General features: G+C 75.1%; 19 protein-coding genes and 1 tRNA gene. 11 read left to right on the forward strand and 9 right to left on the reverse strand.

Features of this window, described 5'->3' with window-relative positions; all coding sequences use genetic code 11:
* The first annotated feature begins 24 nt into the window (after positions 1-24).
* A complete protein-coding gene (locus tag O7625_RS11295) occupies positions 25-639 on the forward strand; it encodes a MarC family protein (protein ID WP_067306697.1) in 615 nt (204 codons plus the stop codon).
* 181 nt (positions 640-820) lie between these two features.
* Entirely contained in the window at positions 821-1681 is an 861-nt protein-coding gene (locus tag O7625_RS11300) for a PD-(D/E)XK nuclease family protein (RefSeq protein WP_282346903.1), read from the forward strand.
* A 67-nt stretch (positions 1682-1748) separates the two neighbouring features.
* On the opposite strand, the gene O7625_RS11305 is transcribed toward O7625_RS11300, so the two are convergent.
* Positions 1749-2600, reverse strand: coding sequence for an oxygenase MpaB family protein (locus O7625_RS11305; RefSeq protein WP_282345780.1), 852 nt, complete (start codon positions 2598-2600; stop codon positions 1749-1751).
* Positions 2601-2793: 193 nt separating this feature from the next.
* Here O7625_RS11305 and O7625_RS11310 point away from each other — a divergent pair, with 193 nt between their 5' ends.
* Entirely contained in the window at positions 2794-3276 is a 483-nt protein-coding gene (locus tag O7625_RS11310; protein ID WP_282346905.1) for a DUF2231 domain-containing protein, read from the forward strand.
* A gap of 80 nt (positions 3277-3356) precedes the next feature.
* On the opposite strand, the gene O7625_RS30260 is transcribed toward O7625_RS11310, so the two are convergent.
* On the reverse strand, positions 3357-4049 hold the full coding sequence (locus O7625_RS30260; RefSeq protein WP_348773999.1) for a hypothetical protein: 693 nt from the start codon (positions 4047-4049) through the stop codon (positions 3357-3359).
* A gap of 219 nt (positions 4050-4268) precedes the next feature.
* On the opposite strand from O7625_RS30260, the gene O7625_RS11320 reads away from it, so the two are divergent.
* Positions 4269-4448 carry a hypothetical protein gene (locus tag O7625_RS11320; RefSeq protein WP_067314717.1) on the forward strand — a complete coding sequence of 60 codons (180 nt, stop codon included), beginning with the start codon at positions 4269-4271 and terminating at the stop codon, positions 4446-4448.
* 112 nt (positions 4449-4560) lie between these two features.
* Here O7625_RS11320 and O7625_RS11325 read toward each other — a convergent pair whose 3' ends face one another.
* The 3 genes from O7625_RS11325 to O7625_RS11335 all read right to left on the reverse strand — a co-directional run bounded on the left by O7625_RS11325 (position 4561) and on the right by O7625_RS11335 (position 6690).
* Entirely contained in the window at positions 4561-5214 is a 654-nt protein-coding gene (locus tag O7625_RS11325) for a flagellar biosynthesis protein FlgA (RefSeq protein ID WP_282345781.1), read from the reverse strand.
* 215 nt (positions 5215-5429) lie between these two features.
* Positions 5430-5828 (reverse strand): FmdB family zinc ribbon protein, encoded by a 399-nt coding sequence (locus O7625_RS11330; RefSeq protein ID WP_282345782.1) that lies wholly within the window; start codon positions 5826-5828, stop codon positions 5430-5432.
* 235 nt (positions 5829-6063) lie between these two features.
* A complete protein-coding gene (locus O7625_RS11335; protein ID WP_282345783.1) occupies positions 6064-6690 on the reverse strand; it encodes a 5-formyltetrahydrofolate cyclo-ligase in 627 nt (208 codons plus the stop codon).
* A gap of 86 nt (positions 6691-6776) precedes the next feature.
* Here O7625_RS11335 and O7625_RS11340 point away from each other — a divergent pair, with 86 nt between their 5' ends.
* The 7 genes from O7625_RS11340 to O7625_RS11370 all read left to right on the forward strand — a co-directional run bounded on the left by O7625_RS11340 (position 6777) and on the right by O7625_RS11370 (position 14128).
* Entirely contained in the window at positions 6777-9047 is a 2271-nt protein-coding gene (locus O7625_RS11340; RefSeq protein ID WP_282345785.1) for a diguanylate cyclase, read from the forward strand.
* Positions 9048-9056: 9 nt separating this feature from the next.
* On the forward strand, positions 9057-10058 hold the full coding sequence (locus O7625_RS11345) for a UTP--glucose-1-phosphate uridylyltransferase (protein WP_282345786.1): 1002 nt from the start codon (positions 9057-9059) through the stop codon (positions 10056-10058).
* Positions 10055-11347 carry a gephyrin-like molybdotransferase Glp gene (glp, locus tag O7625_RS11350; protein ID WP_067314699.1) on the forward strand — a complete coding sequence of 431 codons (1293 nt, stop codon included), beginning with the start codon at positions 10055-10057 and terminating at the stop codon, positions 11345-11347. Before O7625_RS11345 ends, glp begins: the two co-directional genes overlap by 4 nt.
* Positions 11348-11438: 91 nt before the next feature.
* On the forward strand, positions 11439-12041 hold the full coding sequence (locus tag O7625_RS11355; RefSeq protein WP_282346906.1) for a GNAT family protein: 603 nt from the start codon (positions 11439-11441) through the stop codon (positions 12039-12041).
* A 179-nt stretch (positions 12042-12220) separates the two neighbouring features.
* On the forward strand, positions 12221-13036 hold the full coding sequence (locus O7625_RS11360) for a hypothetical protein (RefSeq protein ID WP_172898404.1): 816 nt from the start codon (positions 12221-12223) through the stop codon (positions 13034-13036).
* 479 nt (positions 13037-13515) lie between these two features.
* Positions 13516-13589: transfer RNA gene (locus O7625_RS11365), tRNA-Ala, on the forward strand.
* 140 nt (positions 13590-13729) lie between these two features.
* The gene (locus tag O7625_RS11370; RefSeq protein ID WP_282345787.1) at positions 13730-14128 is read left to right on the forward strand and encodes a hypothetical protein; all 399 of its coding nucleotides are present in this window, start codon (positions 13730-13732) and stop codon (positions 14126-14128) included.
* 313 nt (positions 14129-14441) lie between these two features.
* Here O7625_RS11370 and O7625_RS11375 read toward each other — a convergent pair whose 3' ends face one another.
* From O7625_RS11375 to O7625_RS11390, 4 genes are all read right to left on the reverse strand, one after another.
* A complete protein-coding gene (locus O7625_RS11375) occupies positions 14442-15317 on the reverse strand; it encodes a S1 family peptidase (protein WP_282345788.1) in 876 nt (291 codons plus the stop codon).
* A gap of 257 nt (positions 15318-15574) precedes the next feature.
* Positions 15575-16651, reverse strand: coding sequence for a DUF4352 domain-containing protein (locus O7625_RS11380; protein WP_282345790.1), 1077 nt, complete (start codon positions 16649-16651; stop codon positions 15575-15577).
* A 62-nt stretch (positions 16652-16713) separates the two neighbouring features.
* Complete coding sequence (locus O7625_RS11385; protein ID WP_282345791.1) at positions 16714-17370, reverse strand: 4'-phosphopantetheinyl transferase superfamily protein; 657 nt, start codon at positions 17368-17370, stop codon at positions 16714-16716.
* Positions 17371-17607: 237 nt separating this feature from the next.
* Positions 17608-18387 (reverse strand): peptidase, encoded by a 780-nt coding sequence (locus O7625_RS11390; RefSeq protein ID WP_282346907.1) that lies wholly within the window; start codon positions 18385-18387, stop codon positions 17608-17610.
* Between the last annotated feature and the right edge of the window lie 2 nt (positions 18388-18389).

Below are 18389 nucleotides of genomic sequence, written 5' to 3' on the forward strand. Positions count from 1 at the left end.
CGGTGGCACCGCTACCCTCGTCCGGTGGATCTCAAGCTCTTCGGTGAGGTCTTCGTGACCCTGCTGGTCATCGTCGACCCGCCGGGCATGATGCCGATCTTCCTCGCCCTGACCGGCCCGCTGGCCGCCCGTGACCGCAACCGGGCCGCCTGGCAGGCGGTCGCGTTGGCGCTCGGCGTCATCGTGGTCTTCGCCGTCGCCGGCCAGACCCTCCTCGCCTACCTGCACGTCGACCTGCCGGCGTTGCAGGCCGCCGGGGGTCTGCTGCTGATCCTGGTCGCGCTGGAACTGCTCACCGGCAAGGCCGACGACCCCAGCCAGCAGGTCACCTCCAACATCGCCCTGGTGCCGCTGGGCACCCCGCTGCTCGCCGGCCCCGGCGCGATCGTGGCGACCATGCTGTTCGTGCAGCAGGCCGACGGGGTGGGGCAGATCTCGGCGATCGCCGCCGCGATCATCGCGGTGATGCTGGCGGTCTGGGTCGTGCTGCGGTTCTCCGGCGGGATCGTGAAGATCCTCCGGCCGGGTGGCATCGAGGTGTTGACCCGGATCGCCGGCCTGCTCCTGGCCGCCATCGCGGTGCAGCTCATCGCCGACGCGGTGGCCGCCTTCGTCACCCAGTACGTGAACACGGCCTGACCCGCCGTCGGGCCGGTGCGGGGCTGCCGTCGCTGCCGTCATGCCGGTGCCGGTGGGGCTGCCGTCGGGCCGCTGCGGGGCTGTCGTACCGGGCTGGCAGGATCGCAGGGTGCGACGAGCCTCCTCCGCCGGTACGCCCCGGCCCCGCTCCGGCCAACCCGAACAGCTCGGCTTCGCCGGCATGCCCGAACGGCTCTTCACCTGCACACCCAGCAAACTCGGCGCGTACACCGACTGCCCCCGCCGCTACCGGTACGCCTACCTCGACCGGCCCGCCCCGCCGAAGGGGCCGCCGTGGGCACACAACTCCCTCGGCTCCAGCGTGCACACCGCCCTGAAGAACTGGTATGCGCTGCCCGTCGAACGTCGTCGTCCCGAGGCGCTGCCCGCGCTGCTCAAGGGCACCTGGGTCCGCGACGGCTACCGCGACGACGAGCAGGAGCGTGCGGCGTACCAGCGGGCGTTGGGCTGGCTGGAGGGGTACGTCGCCACCCTCGACCCCGGCGACGACCCGCTGGGCGTGGAGCGGGTGGTCGCCGTCAAGACCGCTGTGCTGGCCTTCAACGGGCGGGCCGACCGGATCGACTCCCGCCCCGGTCCGGACGGCCCCGAACTGGTCATCGTCGACTACAAGACCGGCCGCAGCGGGTCCGACGCCGACGACGCGCGCGGGTCGCAGGCGCTCGCCCTCTACGCGTACGCCGCCGAACGGACCTTCCGTCGGCCGTGCCGCCGGGTGGAGCTGCACCACCTGCCGACCGGCACCGTCGCGGGGCACGACCACACCGCCGAGTCGCTGGCCCGCCAACTCACCCGGGCCGAGGACACCGCCCGGGACATCATGGCCGCCGAGCGGGCGGTGACCGACGGGTCCGACCCGGACGAGGCGTTCCCCGCCGTGGCCGGTCCCCGCTGTGGCTGGTGCGACTACCGGCGTACCTGCCCGGTCGGCGCGCAGATGCCGGGCCGGGAGCCGTGGTCGGCGATCGACCGTCCCGTCGCCCCGTCGGCTGACCGCCCCGCCGCCCGCCCGGCCGACTGAGCCGCCGGCCGGCCGCCCCGGTCGGGGGTCGTCGCGTGGTCCGGTGTCGACCGCCTCGGCGTGGCTGTCAGGCGGCAACACTGCGGACGACGCGGTCCTTCGCCGCCTGCCGGATCGGGCTCTCCCGCCAGGTGCGGGGCAGCGCCGCCAGGGCCAGCCGCAGCGTCCGGACGCTCAGGTCGGCGGTGAGCGCGGTGGTGGGCAGTCCCAGCCCGCCGTACAACCGCAGCGCCCACGGCGGCAGCAGCCCGAGCGCCGTCCCGGCCACCCCGAAGTACGCCCAGCGCGGTGGCCCCAGGCTCAGCCCCAGCCGGGCGGGCCGGCTGAGCTTCCACGGGATCGGCGGGGCGGTCAGGAACAGCGCGGTCTCCGCCGCCGCCTTCGTCATGCGCAGCTCGGGCCGGACCGTCCGGTAGTAGTCGGCCACCTCGGCGGCGCTGCCCGGCACGTCGGCCGGATCCAGACCCACCAGCGCGGCGGCCCGCCGCTGCTCGGCGTAGTAGCCGTCCACCTCGGCGTCGGTCAGCGACAGGCCGGCCCGACGTGCGGTGCCGACGAACGACTCGACCTCGGTGACGTGCACCCAGCGCAGCAGGTCCGGATCGTCGATCCGGAACGGCTCCCCGGTGAACGGGTCGGTGGCGCGCAGCCGGGCGTGCAGGGCACGCAACCGCCGACCGGCCGTCTCGGCCTCGGCGGTGGTGCCGTAGTTCACCGTGTCGATGTACGTGCCGGTGCGGACCAACCGCCCCCAGGCGTCCGACCGGTAGTTGCTGTTCTGGGCCACCCCGGCCATCGCCCGGGGGTGCAGCGCCTGGAGGTAGAGGGAGCGCAGGCCGGCGACGATCAGGACCGGTTCGTCGTGCACCTTCCAGGTGATCGAACCGGGACCGAAGAGACCGAGATCGTCGTTGTCCACCCGTCAACAGTGCCACGCCCGGCGTCGTGCCGCCCGGCGTCGGGTGGTCGCGTGACCGGTCGCCGCACCCGACCGCGGTCGGCGACCGGTGAACCGGACCGTCCGCCACAGCGTGTACGCGGATGGGGGACGCGACGACCATGCACTCGTCGTACGCTGTCTGCCGCAACCGCGTCCACTGCCGGAGGTGTCGGTGTTCAAAGAGTTCAATGGTCTGCCATCCCACGTTCTGGTGGTCCATGCCGTGGTGGTCTTCGTGCCGTTGCTCGCCCTGCTGGCCAGTGCCTACGGGCTGGTGCCACGCTGGCGTCCCCGCCTCGACTGGGCGGTGGCCATCCTGGCCGTCGTCACCCCGGTCCTGGCCTGGGTGGCGACCGAGACGGGCGAGGAGTTCCAGGCGGCGCTGAAGGCGAAGGGCTACTCGCCGGAGCTGCTTGCCAAGATCCAGGAGCATTCCGAACTCGGTGACATCCTGCTCTGGTGGACCCTCGCCCTGGCCGTGGCGGCGTTGCTGCTGCTGGCGGTGACCAGCGACCGGGTGCGTACCCCGAAGCTGCCCGCCTGGGCGACCTGGGTGCTGACCGGGGTCGTCGTGGTGCTGTCGGTGCTCTCCTGCATCTCCGTCTACCTCACCGGGGACAGCGGCGCCGCCTCGGTGTGGACCAACACGTTCTGACCGGTCACCGCGACTGGCGGAGTCACCACGGCCGGCCGGGCACCCCCGCCTGACGGGCGGGGGTGCCCGGCCGGCCGTGGTCAGAACAACGCCCGGGAACAGAGCAGGCAGAGCAGTACCAGCAGCACGACGCCGACCACCGCGCCGACGCTCCAGGTGACCCGCTGCGCCTGCTGCTCCGCGACATCCATCGCCTCCATGTCCTGCCAGGCCAGGCTGCGTGCGGGGGTCGCCTCCAGGTGCACCGGGGGACGCCAGCCCGGTGGCGGTGGCGTGGTCGGCGGTGGTCCGGTGTAGACCCCCGCCGTCGGCCACCCCGGGCCGGCTCCACCCGCCGGGCCGGCGGCGTCCCCGGCACCGCTCGCCGCCCCGGCCCCACCGTCGGTCCCGGCCCAGGTGCCAGCCCTACCGTCGGCTCCGGCCCCGGTCCCGGCCCCACCGTCGGCTCCGGCTCCGGTCGCGGTCGCGCTGCCGGCCCCGGTGACGGTCCAGGCCTCGGTCTCGGCTCCGGTGCCGGTGCCGGGCTGGACACCGGCCGGCGTGTCGGTCCCGGCATCGGTTCGGCTGCCGGCCCCGGCTCCGGTCGGGGAGTCCACCGGCGCTCCAGGCGGATCGTCAGTGCTCCGCGAACTGCCGACGGCGGTGGTCGGGACCGGTGGGCCGGCGGCGTTCGTGCGACCGGCCGGGATCGTCGGCTCGGTCTCGGCGGGTTGCCGCGCGGGCGGGCGTCGCCAGTACTCGTCCTCGGGGCTGGCACCGCTGGGCGTCGTCACGCCGTCCGACGCTACCAACGTGGCGGGCCGTCAGCCGGTCACAGGGCGATCTTCGGGGCGGTGCGGGCCGCCGGGTCCAGGGCGGCCCACCCCGGGGACCGGCCGAGCGCGGCTACGGATCGTGGTCTCCTGACGCCGGGGCCGGCCGTTGCTGGGTCGACACGTCAGGTCACCGTAGGGGCGGCCGGTCCGGTGGCCCGGGTATTCTTACCGGCTGTGATCATCGAGGACCCGGCCGGGCAGGGCGTACCCGGCGACGACGACCGCACGGTCGACCTCAGCGAGGATTTCGTGGTGTTGCCCGAACAGACCGCCGACGACACCGACTCCGGCTGGGGTGAGCGCCGTGGCGGCAACGACGACTGGCTGCTCGCCGAGCGTCCTCCGCACTGGGGCTGACCGCCGCCGGTGGCCACCGGCGGGACGAGCGGCAGGACCCGCCCCCTCCCGGCTGGCGCGGTGGGCACCCGGGCACCGGTGTGCTGCCGGTGCTCCAGGACACGGCGGTGGCTCACTGCCGGACCACGACACCGAAGCGGCTGCCCTCCGGCTGCCCGACGGAGCGTTGCGCCTGGTCGGGCCGGACCGCCAGATAGAGCGCGGAGGAGCCGTCGGCGGCACCGTCGCCCACCACGTCGAGCACCAGCGCGTCGGCCGCCAGCAGGATGGTCTCACCGGCCGCCCGCCCGGCCGGCACCACGAGCAGGTCGACCCGCGCGCCGGGGCGGAGGACCGCCAGGGCGGCCGGTTCGGCCAGCCGTACCGGCACCCCGACGAAGCCACTCGGCAGCGGCAACGCGACCTGGGTGTCCCGGCCGTCGGGTGGGCCGCCCTCCTCCCCGCCGGGGACGGCGGCGTCGCCGGCCCCGGCCCGACCTGTCGGGGTCCGGGGGTGGTCGGAACGGCCCGCCCGGGTGGCGTCGTCCGCCCCGGGCGGGACGCATCCGCCCGGGGCGGTGACGGTGGCGGGGCCTGCCGCCAGCGCCAGCCCGACGGTGGGCGGTGGCGGGCCGGCGGGGCAGCGGGCCGGGGCGTCCAGGACGAGCACCGCCGACCCGAGCAGGGCGGCCACCAGCACCGCCCGGAGCAGGGTCGCCCCGCCGGGGCGATGCGGCCATCGGAACGGCCGCAGTGAGCCTTCGTCATCCGTGCCACCGCCCGCCATGACCACACCTCCGCCGCTCATCGGATGCCCCGCCGGCATCCCCGGCTCAGCAGGCTAGGCGGGCGTCGGGCGAGGCACGAGCCGTCGTCCACAGCCGGTGGACGACGGGCGGACCTGTGGACGGCCACCGTCCTCCCGCCGGATCTGCTAAGGCCGGCCGAGACGACGAAGACCCCTGCGGCCCGGGGCGGCAGGGGTCTTCGGTGGCTACCGGGTCAGGAGGAGGTGCTGGCCGCCGGCGACTTGGTCGACCCGGAGGAACCACCGCCGGTCGAGCCCGCCGAGCCGGATCCGGAGCCGGTCGACGACCCCGACCCCGACCCCGAGCCGGACCCGGAGCCCGAACCGGTCGCGGGGGACGAACCAGACGAGTCCTTGCCGGAACCGGAGGAGGTGCTGTCGGACTTCACCGCGCTGCTCTTGCCCTCGGTGCCCGAGGCCCGGGAGTCGGTGCGGTAGAAGCCGGAGCCCTTGAACACGACACCGACCGAGTTGAAGACCTTGCGCAGCCGCCCCTCGCAGGCGGGGCACTCGGTCAGCGGCTCGTCCGAGAACGACTGCACCGCCTCGAGTTGGTGGCCGCACGCGGTGCAGGCGTACTGGTACGTGGGCACGTTCTCCTCCGGATCTGGGACGGCCGGTTGGCACTCGGCGTATTCGAGTGCCAATGGTGCGTCATCGGACCCGGGTTCGTCCAGCGGACGGGGCCGGATCGTGATCCGGCACATCGCGGAGCCGGGCAGGCGTCGGCACGCCGACGCGTCGGGGAGCGGGTGCGGCGGGACGCGGCCGGGCTGAGCCGTCCGGGGGAGCGGAGGTGGTCGTCCGGAGCGGCGGTACGGCCGGCCTTCAGAGCGCGGCCGTGGGCAGCCGGCGCAGGCCGTCCGACGGGGTGAGCGCCGCGCCCACCGGGCGGTCGTGGGGCTGGGCGGGCAGCGCCGCGAGGAGTTCGCCGTCGTGCAGCAGCGCCACGGTCAGGACGGCCGCCGGCACCCGGGCCAGCGCCCGGTCGTAGGAACCGCCACCCCGGCCCAGCCGCAGCCCGCGCCGGTCGACCGCCAGCGCGGGCACCACGACCAGGGTGGCCCCGGTGACCGCGGCCCGGCCCCGGCGCGGGCCGTCCGGCTCGCGCATGCCCCGGCCGGCGGCGACCAGGGTGCCCGGCCCGGCGTACGGGGCCCAGTCCAGGTCGAGGTCGGTGCGGAGCACCGGCAGCAGCAGGTCCGCCCCGGCCGGCAGCGCGGCCCGGAGCACGTCGGGCAGGTCGGGGCCGCCCGGTTCGGAGCCGACCGGCACGTAGGCGGTCATCGTGGTCGGCCGCAGACGGCGTACCAGATCGGTCAGCTCGGCCTGGACGTGCCGCGCGGCGGCGACCCGCTGCGGTGCGGTGAGCGCCCGGCGGCGGGCGAGCAGCGCGACGCGTGTCTCGCGTTTGGCCGCCGGGACGGCATCCGCGTGATCGGAGAAATTGGGCACGCAACACTCCTGACGCAACGCCGTGCGGCCGGTCGCTCTGTGTCAGCATCGCAGGAACGGGCCTGGAACTTCCGGGGGGAAGAACGTTGACGCTACGCGGGCGGTTGACGGCGGCCTTTCTCACGGTGGTGCTCGGCCCGGTGGTGCTCGGTGCGGTCTTCGTCGGAACCACGCTGTCGACGGTGGACCGGAGCCGGTCCACCGAACGGCTCAGCCTGGCCGCGACCGCCGTACGTACCTCGATCGACGCGCTCTGCCAGCAGTTGCGGGCCGCCGCCGACGCGGTGGCCCTGCGCCCCGACCCGGCCGGCCGGGCGGGCGCGGCCGGCCAGGTGGTCAGCCGGGGGCTGGCCGCCGCGGTGCTGGTCACCGACCGGGCCGGTGGCGTCACGTACGCCACCCCGGGTGGACCCGCCACCGGCTGGCAGGACTGCGCGGGCGTCCGGACCGGCGGGCCGGTGCGGGCCATCAGCGCCCGGGTGGACCTGCGCGACCCGGCCGGCACGCCGCTCGGCGCGGTGGCCGCCGCCGAGCTGGTCGACTCGGCGTTCGTGGCCCGGTTGGCCGCCGTGACCGGCGTCGCGGTCACCCTCCTCGACGACACCGCCGGTCCCGGCCGGATCGCCCACACCACCGAAACCGACGGGGTACGCGCGGCGGTGCTGGCCGCCGCCGGCACGGCCGACGGCGAGCGGGTCACCGCCACCCCCGACGGCCGGTACGTCCGGCGGCTCGGACCGGCCCCGGGGCAGCCGCTGCCGCTGGTCCTCTCGGTGCCCGGTGGGCAGTCGTCGGGCCTGCCGGTCGTGCTGCTCGGGGCGGTGCTGCTGGCCGCCGCGCTGGCCGTGCTGACCGCGTGGCGGCTGGCCCGGGTGACCACCCGGCCGCTGGTGGAGCTGGCCGGCGCGGTGGACCGGGTGGCCGGGGGCGACCTGACCGCCCGGGTGCCGGTGCGCAGCCGGGACGAGATCGGCCGGCTCGCCGCCGCGTTCAACCGGATGATCCGGGAGACCGCCGGCTACGTCGCGGCGTTGACCAGCAGCCGGGACCAGCTGCGCGGCCATCTCGGGGTGCTCGGGGACACCCTGGCCAGCACCCACGATCTGCAACGCATCCTGCGGGTGATCCTGCACAGCGCCATCGCGGCGACCGGGGCGCGGGCCGGGGCGGTGCTGCTGCGCGACGACGCCGGGATGCTCGTCGGGCAGTGCGTCGAGGGGCTGGCCGGGCGCTGCCCGGCGGGCACCGATCCGGAGGAGCTGCGGATGCCGGTCGGCGCGGGGGTGGTCGGTGCGGTCGCCGCCACCGGCGAGCCGCAACGCGGGCGGGTCCGACCCGGCCCGACGCCGTCCGGCGAGCCGTGGTGCGAGACGTACGTGGCGGTGCCGTTCACCGCGCCCGCCGGGGAGGCCGCCGGCCGGGATCCGGCGGTCGGCGTGCTGGTCCTCTACGACCGGCTCGGGGGTGACGAGTTCGACGACGACGACCTGGCCACCCTGCGGACCTTCGCCGGGCACGCGGCGGTGGCGGTGGAGAACGTCCGGGTGCACGAGGAGGCGCAGCGGCTGTCGCTGACCGACCCGCTGACCGGGCTGTGGAACTACCGCTACCTGCGGGAGTCGTTGCGCCGGGAGGTGGAGCGGGCCAACCGGTTCGGTCGGATGCTCAGCATCCTGGTCCTCGACCTGGACCGCTTCAAGATCGTCAACGACAGTTACGGGCACGCCGCCGGGGACGCGGTGCTCGCCGAGTTCGCCCGTCGGGTCCGGGGCGAGATCCGCGAGGTGGACCTGGCCTTCCGGCAGGGGGGTGAGGAGTTCGTGGTGCTGCTGCCGGAGACCGACGCCCGGGGCGCGGCGACCGTCGCCGAGCGGCTGGGCGCGGCGGTCCGGGAGACCCCGGTCGTGGTGGCCGGCCACACCGGAACCCCGACGACGATCACGATGTCGGTCTCCATCGGCATCGCCGTCTACCCGGACCACGCCGGCACCGGCACGGAGGTGCTGGACGCCGCCGACGAGGCGTTGTACGCGGCCAAGGGCGCGGGCCGGGACGGCTACCGGGTGGCGACCGCGCGTCCGCGACCGGTGCCGGGCGGGGAGGTGCCGGCCGATCCGACGGCGGTCCCGGCGGGAACGGCGGTCGGGGACGACGATCCGCCCCGCGCCGGTCCCCCCACCGGTCCGTCCGCCGCCGACCAGCCCCCCTCCGACCGGTCGGCCGCCGACCGGACCCCCGCCGACGGCGCGCGGACCGAGCAGCCGACCGGTCGGCACGCCGTCGGCACCCCCGGTGTGACGCAGCCGGGCGGCGCGTCTTCCGGTCCTCACCCGCCGCGGCAGAGCCGTGGCCGATAGTCTCGCGGCATGTCGGAGCACTCAGCGAACCCCTCAACGACCGCCGCGACCGGTCGTGCCCGTGCGGTCAAGGCCGTGATCCCGGCCGCCGGCCTGGCCACCCGGTTCCTGCCGGCCACGAAGGCGGTGCCCAAGGAGCTGCTGCCGGTGATCGATCGACCGGTGCTCCAGTACATCGTCGAGGAGGCCGCCCAGGCCGGCATCGGCGACGTGCTGCTGATCACCGGTCGGGGCAAGACGTCGATGGTGGACCACTTCGACCGGCGTCCCGACCTGGAGGCCCGGCTGGAGGCCAAGGGGGACGCCGAACGGCTGGCCGCGGTGAAGCGCCCCAGCGAGCTGGCCGAGATCTACACCTGCCGGCAGCCGGAGCAGCTCGGCCTCGGCCACGCCGTCGGGTACGCCGAGTCGCACGTGGGCGACCAGCCCTTCGCGGTGCTCCTCGGCGACGAGTTCGTCAAGCCGTCCGAGCCGCTGTTGCCGGCCATGTTGGAGCTGCAGGCCCGCACCGGTGGTGTGGTGCTGGCGTTCTTCGAGGTCGATCCGGCGGAGACCAAGCGGTACGGGATCGCCTCGGTCGAGCCGGCCGAGGCCGAGCTGACCGACCTCGGCGAGGTCGTGAAGGTCACCGGCATGGTGGAGAAGCCGCAGCCGGAGGAGGCCCCGAGCAACCTGGCGGTCCTCGGCCGGTACGTCCTGCCGGGACGGATCTTCGACGCGATCCGGCGTACCGAACCGGGCAGCGGCGGGGAGATCCAGCTCACCGACGCGATGGAGCTGCTGCGCGCCGAGGGGGTGCCGGTGCACGCGATCGTCTACCGGGGCACCCGCTACGACACCGGCATGCCGCTGGGCTACCTCCAGACAGTCGTGCAGATCGCCGTCGAGCGGGAGGACCTCGGGGCCGAGTTCCGCAGCTGGCTGACCGAGTTCGTCAACAACGGCGACGAGACCGTCACGGCGGCGATCCTCAACGGGGTACGTGACGCGGCGGGCGGCTCCGGTACATGACCTCGACGGCCGACGCCGAGGCGGCCGCGAACGAGTTGACGCCGCTCGCCGACTACCTGGGCAGCGTGCTGCGCAGGTTACGCGCGCTGCCCCCGCTCGACCTCGACCTCACCCAGGCCTACGGCAACGTCCTCGCCTCGGACGTCGTCGCCCCGCACTCGTTCCCCGCCTTCGACCAGGCCGCGGTGGACGGGTACGCCGCGCGCTGGGAGGACCTCGTCGGGTACGGCCCGGTCCCCTCGCCGGGGCCGGGCCGTCCGGTACGGCTCAACGTGGTCGGTGACCTCGGCGCGGCGAGCTGGCGTCCGGTGCGGCTCACTCCCGGCTCGTGTTTCTCGGTGGCGGCCGGTGCGCCGATGCCGATCGCCGCCGACGTGGTGGTGCCGGTGGAGTGGACCGACCAGGGCATGGCGGCGGTGGAGATCTTCCGCATCCCCAAGCGCGGGTACGGCGTCCGCCGCGCCGGTGAGGAGCTGCCCGCCGGCACCGTCCTCGCCCGTGCCGGCACGTACGTCACGCCGGCGCTGGTGGCCGTCTTCGCCGCCACCGGCATCGGGCACGTGGTGGTGCGGCCCAGCCCCCGGGTGGTCATCGTGGCCACCGGGGACGAGCTGGTCGACGTGGGGCGGGGCAGCCAGCCCGGTCAGGTGGTGGACGCCAACTCGCACGCGTTGACCGCCGCCGCCGCCGAGGTGGGCGCGTTGGCGTACCGGGTGGGGATCTGCGACGACGACCCGGAGGGGCTGCGCGGGCTGCTGGAGGACCAGACCCTGCGGGCCGATCTGATCATCACCACCGGTGGCACCGGCACCGGCCCCGGCGACATGGTTCGGCGGATCCTGTCCCGCCGGGAGGGCGGCCGGGCCGGGCCGGTGACCTTCACCGACGTGGCGCTGTACCCCGGCACGGCCCTCGGGTTCGGTACCGTCGGCGCCGAGGAGGTGCCGGTGGTGTGTCTTCCCGGTGAGCCCGGTGCGGCGCTGATCGGCTTCGAGGTGCTGGCCCGGCCGGCGATCCAGCTGCTGGCCGGCGCGGAGCCGGTGTTCCGGCCGAGCGTACGGGCGCACCTGTTGGAGACCATCTCGTCGCCCGGCGGGCTGCGCGAGTTCCGGCCCGCGCACGTGGCCGAGCGGCGCGGCGGGGGCTACACGGTGCAGCCGCTCAGCGGTGGGCCGTACACCCTCTCCGGGCTGGCCGAGGCGAACGGCCTGATGGTGCTCGGTGAGCGGGTGACCACCGCCGCCGCCGGCTCCACGGTGGACGTGCTGCTGCTGGACCGGCGGCGGTGAGCCGGTTCGGGGCGGTCGGCGTCCCGGCCGTGGACGGGAGGTCGGCGCGGTGAGCTGGTTCGGGCGGGCGCCGGGGTGGCCGGTGGTGCTGATGGACGGTCCGGTGGTGCTGCGGCCGTACCGACGTTCCGACGCCGTCGCCTGGTCGGAGGTACGGCGGGCGAACCAGGCGTGGCTGTCGCCGTGGGAGTCGCACCTGCCCGGTAGCTGGAACGAGGCCAACTCAACGGCGGCGTTCCGGTACGTGCACGCCGACCAGCGGCGTTCCGCGCGGACCGGCGAGGGAATGCCGTTCGCGGTCTGTCTGCGCGAGGGCGGGCAGGAACGGCTGGTCGGGCACCTCAACGTGGGCAGCATCGTCCGGCGGGCGTTCTGCTCCGGCTACGTCGGCTACTGGGTGGACTCCCGGGCGGCCGGGCGCGGGGTGATCCCCACCGCGATGGCGCTCGCCGTCGACCACGCGTTCGGCCCGGGGGGCCTGCACCGGGTGGAAGTGAACATCCGGCCGGAGAACAAGCCGTCCCGGCGGGTGGTGGAGAAGCTGGGCTTCCGCGAGGAGGCGTACCACGTGCGCTACATGCACATCGACGGGGCCTGGCGGGACCACATCGGATACGCGATGACCAGTGAGGAGGCGGCGGCCGACGGCGGTCTGCTGGCCCGCTGGCACCGGCTGCGCCACGACGTCGGGTGAGCCGTCCCCCCGGGCGGGATCGGCGCGGCGTGCCGGTATCCCGGTCGGTGGCCCGTAACCTCAAGTAACTGCAAGCTGCGGCAAGCACCGCCCGACCGCAGGATCTGCGTCGAGAGTGATCTTTCGGGAAAGATCTTGCTGATGTTCGGTGGTTGTCCCGAAATTCGGTGACGGGAGGGGTGAGGGTGCCGACCTCGGTGCTCCTCGCCGTCCTCGCCGCCGCCGGTCTGCTCGCCCTCGCGCCGGCGCTGGTCCGTCGGTACGACGCCACCGAGCGGCTGGTGGCGGAGCGGGCGCAGTCGACGGCGCGGGTGCTCCAGCGCCGCCGGCGGCGTCGTACTGTCCCCGGCCGGCGACCGGTCAACCAGCCCCGGGCGCTCGTGGTCACCCTGGCCGAGGACGCCGCCACCGGGAACCTCACCGCACCGGTCTCCGCGCCGCCGGCCCCGGCCCGTCGAGCCGCCCCGCCCGCCGGCCGACGCTCGGGTCGCCTGCGCGCCGTGCCGCCCGCCCCCCGGCAGGCCCGTCGCCGGCCGCCCCGTGAGCGGCACCACACCCCGGTCGTCTACCGGCGACGCCGGGTGCTCGCCGCGCTGCTGCTGCTCAACTTCGTCGAGCTGGTCGGCGTGATCCTGGTCAGCCCCGGGTTCTGGATCAGCTTCTCGGTCACCGCCGCCCTGCTCGTCGTGTACGTCGTACACCTGCGGCGGCGGGCGTTGGCCGAGCGTCGGCGGCGGCGGATCCGGGCCCGGGAGGAGGCCTGGCTGGCCGCCCGGCAGGCCGAGGTGCGCCGCGAGCAGGCCCGCCGGGCGGCGGCCCGTCGGGAGGCGCAGCGCCGACTGGCCGCACAACGCGAGGCGGTACGCCGTACCGCGATGGGTCTCGATCGGCCGACCGACCTGCCGGCGGCGGCCAGCGGGGGCGCCTCGGTGTCGTACCGCCGCTCCGGTGGCCTGCGCGGACGCCCGTACCAGTCCGGCCGCGACCCCCGCTGACCCCCGCCTGTCCTGCCTCGCCTCGGCCGGGCTGCGTGTCCGCTTCGCTTGGCCGGCGCATGCCCGCGTCGCCCAGGCGGCGTGATCGCCTCGCTTGGGCGGCGTGTCTGCCTCGCCGGGGCGGCATGCCCGCCTCGCCCCGGGCGGCGTGATCGACTCGCTTGGGCGGCGTGTCTGCCTCGCCGGGGCGGCATGCCCGCCTAGTTTGGCCGGCGCATGCCCGCCTAGTTTGGCCGGCGCATGCCCGCCTCGCCGGGGCGGCACATGCCCGCCTCGCCGGGGCGGCGTGATCGACTTTCTTGGGTCGAAGTTGTGCTGTCGGGGCGATCAGATGCCGCATCTTCGGCCCGCCGGCGCGGCGGAGCAGGTGGCCCGGGTGGTGGGAGGGGTGATTCGCCCGGGGGGTGGGTGGGCTGTTAGTCTTGCTGCCGGCCCGCCCGGTGAAAGCCGGGTGGGACCGGAGCCGGTCTGCCGGCAGAGGGGCTGTGGCGCAGTCTGGTAGCGCACCTCGTTCGCATCGAGGGGGTCAGGGGTTCGAGTCCCCTCAGCTCCACCCAGTGCAAAGGCCGTCTCCGTGACACGGAGGCGGCCTTTTTCGCTCTGGTGCGTCAGCGAAGTACCGCAGCAGGGTCGTGCCGTTTCCGGCGGGCCGCCGCACCTGTGTCGCCGCCGACGAGGGCAGAGAGTGGAGCGATGACGGAGATCAGCTTCTGGGTGCAGGGACTGCCGCCGGCCAAGAACGAGGCCAAGTCGATGTTCGCTGCTGGTCACTGCTACGCCGACCGGGTGCTGGCCCTGCTCCACGCTGCGCGGAAGGCCCTCGGCGAGGGGCCGGGACCGCTCTTCCCGGACGGGCCGCTCGCGCTGGACGTCGTGCTGGAGAGCCCGGCCGAGCCACCGTCGGACGCCACCAACTACCTGGGCGGCATCGCCGACGTGCTGGAGTCGAAGGGTCACCGGGGACCTCTGGACCACCTGGGTGAGCTGGCGTCCGTCGCCGTGTACGGCAACGACCGGCAGATCCAGGAGGTGCACTACCGGCGGGAGCCCGCCGACCAGATTCGGTACCACGTCCGCCTCTCGCGGCGCTGACCCACCGACCTCCGACGACACCGATCCGATGCCTCCTGGGGCCGGCTCACTCACCCCCGCCCGGGTGCTCCCCCCGCGCGCTCACCCCCGCCCGCATGCTCACCCCGGCGTGCTCACCCCCGCCCGCATGCTCGTTCCGGCGATCAAGAGGTTTGAGTCGTCTTTGATCTCTAGCTTGCCTCAAACCTCTTGATCACCGGGACCGGCGGGGAGTAGGTCGCCCGCCCCGCCCCGCCCCGCCCCGCCCCGGCCCGCCCGGCCCGCCCGGCCCGCCCGGCCCCGGCCCTCGGCTCGGCCGGGCCGGGCGGCCGGTTCAGGGGATGGTGACGCCGTAGGCGGCGAGCGCCTCGGCGATCGGCTGGTAGAAGGTGGTGCCGCCGCTGGTGCAGTTGCCGCTGCCCCCGGAGAGGATGCCGATGATCATCCCGGTCGCGGCGACGTAGAGCGGACCGCCGCTGTCGCCGGGCTCGGCGCAGATGTTGGTGCGGATCAGTCCGGACACGCTGCCCTCGGCCCAGTTGACCGTCTGGTTGAGAGCGGTCACGGTGCCACACCGGACGCCGGTGGTGGAACCGCTGCGGCAGACCGCCTGGCCGACGTACGCAGTGCCCACACCCTTGATGGTGAGCAGGCCGGGGTAGGTGTAGACGGCGCTCGGCCGGTCGACCCGCCCGGTGTAGCGGACCAGGCCGTAGTCGTTGGTGGGGAAACTGCTGGCGACGCGGGTGCCCAGCGCGGTGGTCTGACCGGCGTCGGCGTACCAGGTCGTCGCGGCGGCGGTGCAGTGCCCGGCGGTGAGGAAGTAGGAGGTGGTGCCGCTGCGCACGTTCGCGCCCAGCGAGCAGCGGGCACCACCGCCGTAGACGGCCTGCCCGCCGGCGATGAGGAGGCGCAGCCGACCGGGCTCGTGGCGCAGGTCCGCCCCGGCCCGTGCGGCGGTGACGCGTAGCGCGCGTACCTGCTCGGGGTGGACGGTGTCGTCGACGGTGAGGGTCAGCCGGCCGGTCGTCGGATCCGGACCCCAGGTGGTACCGACGGTCCGCACGTCCTGTAGAGCGGTTGCCGCGGCCGGTCCGGTGGACCCGGGCGGCACGGCCACCGGGTCGGTGGCACCGGCGTACGCGACGGCCGGGGTCGCCGGCAGTAGGGCGACGGCCAGGGTCAGGGCAGCGAGCGAGAGACGGCGCATCTCCCACCTCCAAGTCGATCGGTGAAGGTCGATGCCATCAGCATCCGCCCGCACCGGACCCGTTTCAAGACGCGGCAGCGATCCCGGCCCCCCACGGACCGGGCGGGACCGGACCGGGTGCCGCCGCCTCCGCCACAGGCCGGGCCGGGCGGTGACGGGACCGGGCGGGACCGGGGCGGTGACGGAACCGGGCAGGGGCGGTGACGGGACCGGGCCGGCTCCCACCGGGGAGCCGGCCCGGCACGGGACCTGGGAGGTCAGGGCTTCCAGGAACCGGCCGCCTCGAACTTGTGCTGGTATTCGACCGCGCCCGACTTGTCGGCCACGTCGAAGACCACCGCGCCGGACCGCTTGCTGCCGGCCCGCATGCCGCTGCCCGAGTCGAGCATGTCGCCGCCGCAGCCGGACAGCGCGCCGGCCAGCCCGTTGACCGTGGTGCCGTCGTCGGCCACCCACTGGAAGTAGAACGGATTGATCGATGCCGTGCCCTTGGTCACCGTGGCGGTGACGTCGGCGATCAGGTACATACCCTTGTTCGGCGGCGGGGCGAACGAGCGGCAGCCCTTGGACGAGGTGGTGAAACTCCGGACGGTGATCTCGATGGTCCCGTCGTCGTCGTTGATCACCAGCGTCTCACCGGCCCTGAGGTTGAACGTCTCGTCGTCGGTGGACGACGGCCCGGCCGACGGTCGGTCGCCGGGCAGCCCCGGCACCCTGGTGACGTCGGGGGCCGGCACGGGGCGGTGGGTCTCCTCGGCCGCCTCGTCGGCCCGCTGGCTCCCGGCCACCGCCGCGACGACGAGGCCACCGCAGCAGAGCAGCAGCACCACGGCGACCACCACGCCGATGATGATCCAGACCTTCTTGCCCGACGAGGCGGCCGGCGGCGGTCCCCACTGGTAACCGGGTCCACCCGGCCCGCCGGGCGGCGGCGGGTATCCGGCACCGGAGACCGGCGGATAGCCAGGAGTGGGCGTCGGATACCCCGCACCGGAGACCGGCGGATGGCCCGGGGCGGACGGCGGGTAGCCCCCGCCCGAGACCGGCGGGTAGCCCGCACCCGAGACCGGCGGGGGTGCCGTGCCCGGCTGGTACGACGGGTAGGGCTGCCCGGACGCCGGCTGCGGAACGCCGGAAACCGGCGGTGGCGCGTACGGCGACGGCGGTGCATACGGGTCGGTGGAGTAGGAAGGCGGCGGCTCCGGGACCGGTGGCAGCGCGGCGGTGGGGTCCACCGGCTTCGGTCGGTCGGATGCCGGCGGGAACGGCTGCGCCGCCCCGGAGGGCGGCTGGTCGGGGTCCTGCGGCCCGGACGGGGGTTGGGGCTGGCTCACCGTACTCCTCGCACGCGGTCGACGGTCGTAACTCCTGGACGCTAGTGGGTGGCGGCAAGGGCTCAGCGCAGGGGCAGCACGGCCGCCGTGCGGACCAGGTCGCCCTCGACCGCGAACCGGCCGGTGACCAGGGCGGGCGGGTCGGCCACGGTGGCCGCCGACACCCGTGCCGGGCTGATCCGGGCGGTGAAGACGCCGGTGTCCGGTTCCAGCTCGACGGTGGCGTCGAGGAAATCCAACCAGGATCTGACCACGGGGTGCCAGACCTTGTAGACGGTCTCCTTGGCGCTGAACACCACCACCGGCCAGTTCACCCCGCCGGGCAGCCGGGCCAGGTGGTCCTCCTCCTCGGGGCACATGATCAGCCGGCGTACCCCGGCGTTGAGTTCCTTGTCCCGCTCGGCGTCCATGCCGACCGCGCGCAGGTCGGCGTGGCGGGCGACGGCGGCGGCGCAGTAGCCCCGGGTGTGGGTGATGGTGCCGACCAGCCCCGCCGGCCAGACCGGCGCGCGGTTGGGCGCGGCCGGGACCGGGGCGGCCGGCAAACCGAGGGCGGTCATCGCCCGGCGGGCGCAGACCCGACCGGCGGTGAAGTCCCGCCGTCGGCTCTCCACCGCCCGCTCGCCCAGCCCGGCCCGCTCCGCCGGGAGCAGCTCACCCACCCAGTCGGCCGTCTCGGCCACCGCCACCGAGACCGCCGCCGGCAGCAGGTCACGCATCAACCCACCCCTTCCGGTACGACCGCCGCCGGTCCGCCCGGTGAGCGGACCATCGGCCATGGCAGGTGAACGTACCGCAACCGGGTGACACCGGACCGCCCCGTCGCGGTCAGCCTGCCCCGACGTCGGCACCGGTCACCGCGGGCAGTCGGCCCGGCGTCAGGACCGGCCAGCGGCGGCGGGGCCGGGCGGCCGGCTCCGGCATCAAGGCCGGCCCCGGAGCCGGCTGCCGGGCCGTCAGCGGCGGCGGGGGCGGCGGGTCAGCGCGAAGCCGACCACCCCGGCGACGGCGGCGAGCGCGCCGCCGACGGTGCTCCACGCCCACCGCGAGCCGAGCGTCGGCAGCCAGTCGCCGTCGAACCAGTCGTCGTCGGACTCGGCGGGGGCGGCTGCCGGCTCCCCGGTCAGCACCGTGCCGGCCCGGGTGTTCGGCACCAGCGGCGCCCGCAACTCGCCGTCGTCGCGCGAGCCCTCGCCCTCGGCGGACACCAGCAGCTCCACGTCGACCGGCTGCCCCAGGTCGGGTTCGGGCAGCTCGGTCACGGACAGCCGGACGAAGTAGGTGCCGGGCAGCGGGTCGGCCGACCACGGTTCCGCCCAGGAGCGCACCTGACGCAGCGTGCAGCCCAGCGCCACGCTGCCCGCCGACGCGGCCACCGTCGGGGTCTGCGCCCCGGCCGTGCAGGCCTGTCGGCGACGCAGCCCGTCGAAGACCTCCACCGTCCAGGTGGACGCGCCGGTGCGGGCCTTGGGCAGGGACACCGTAGCGGTGACCTCGTGCCGTTGCCCCGCCGTCGCCGGGAACGACCAGTACAGGAAGTCGCCGGTGGAGGCGCTCACCCGGACCGGTTGACCGGCCGCGATGACGGTGGCGGTGAGGAAGGACGTCCCGGCCCGGGTGACCGGGGTGGCGCCGGGGGAGGGGGTGGGCGCGGCGGTGGCCGGGCGGGGGGCGACGAGCAGGGCCAGTCCGGCGGCGACCAGCGCCGCGCTGGTCCGGATGATCGGGGTACGCATGG

The organism is Micromonospora sp. WMMD714, assembly GCF_029581315.1.
In the GTDB taxonomy this organism is placed as follows: domain Bacteria; phylum Actinomycetota; class Actinomycetes; order Mycobacteriales; family Micromonosporaceae; genus Micromonospora; species Micromonospora rifamycinica.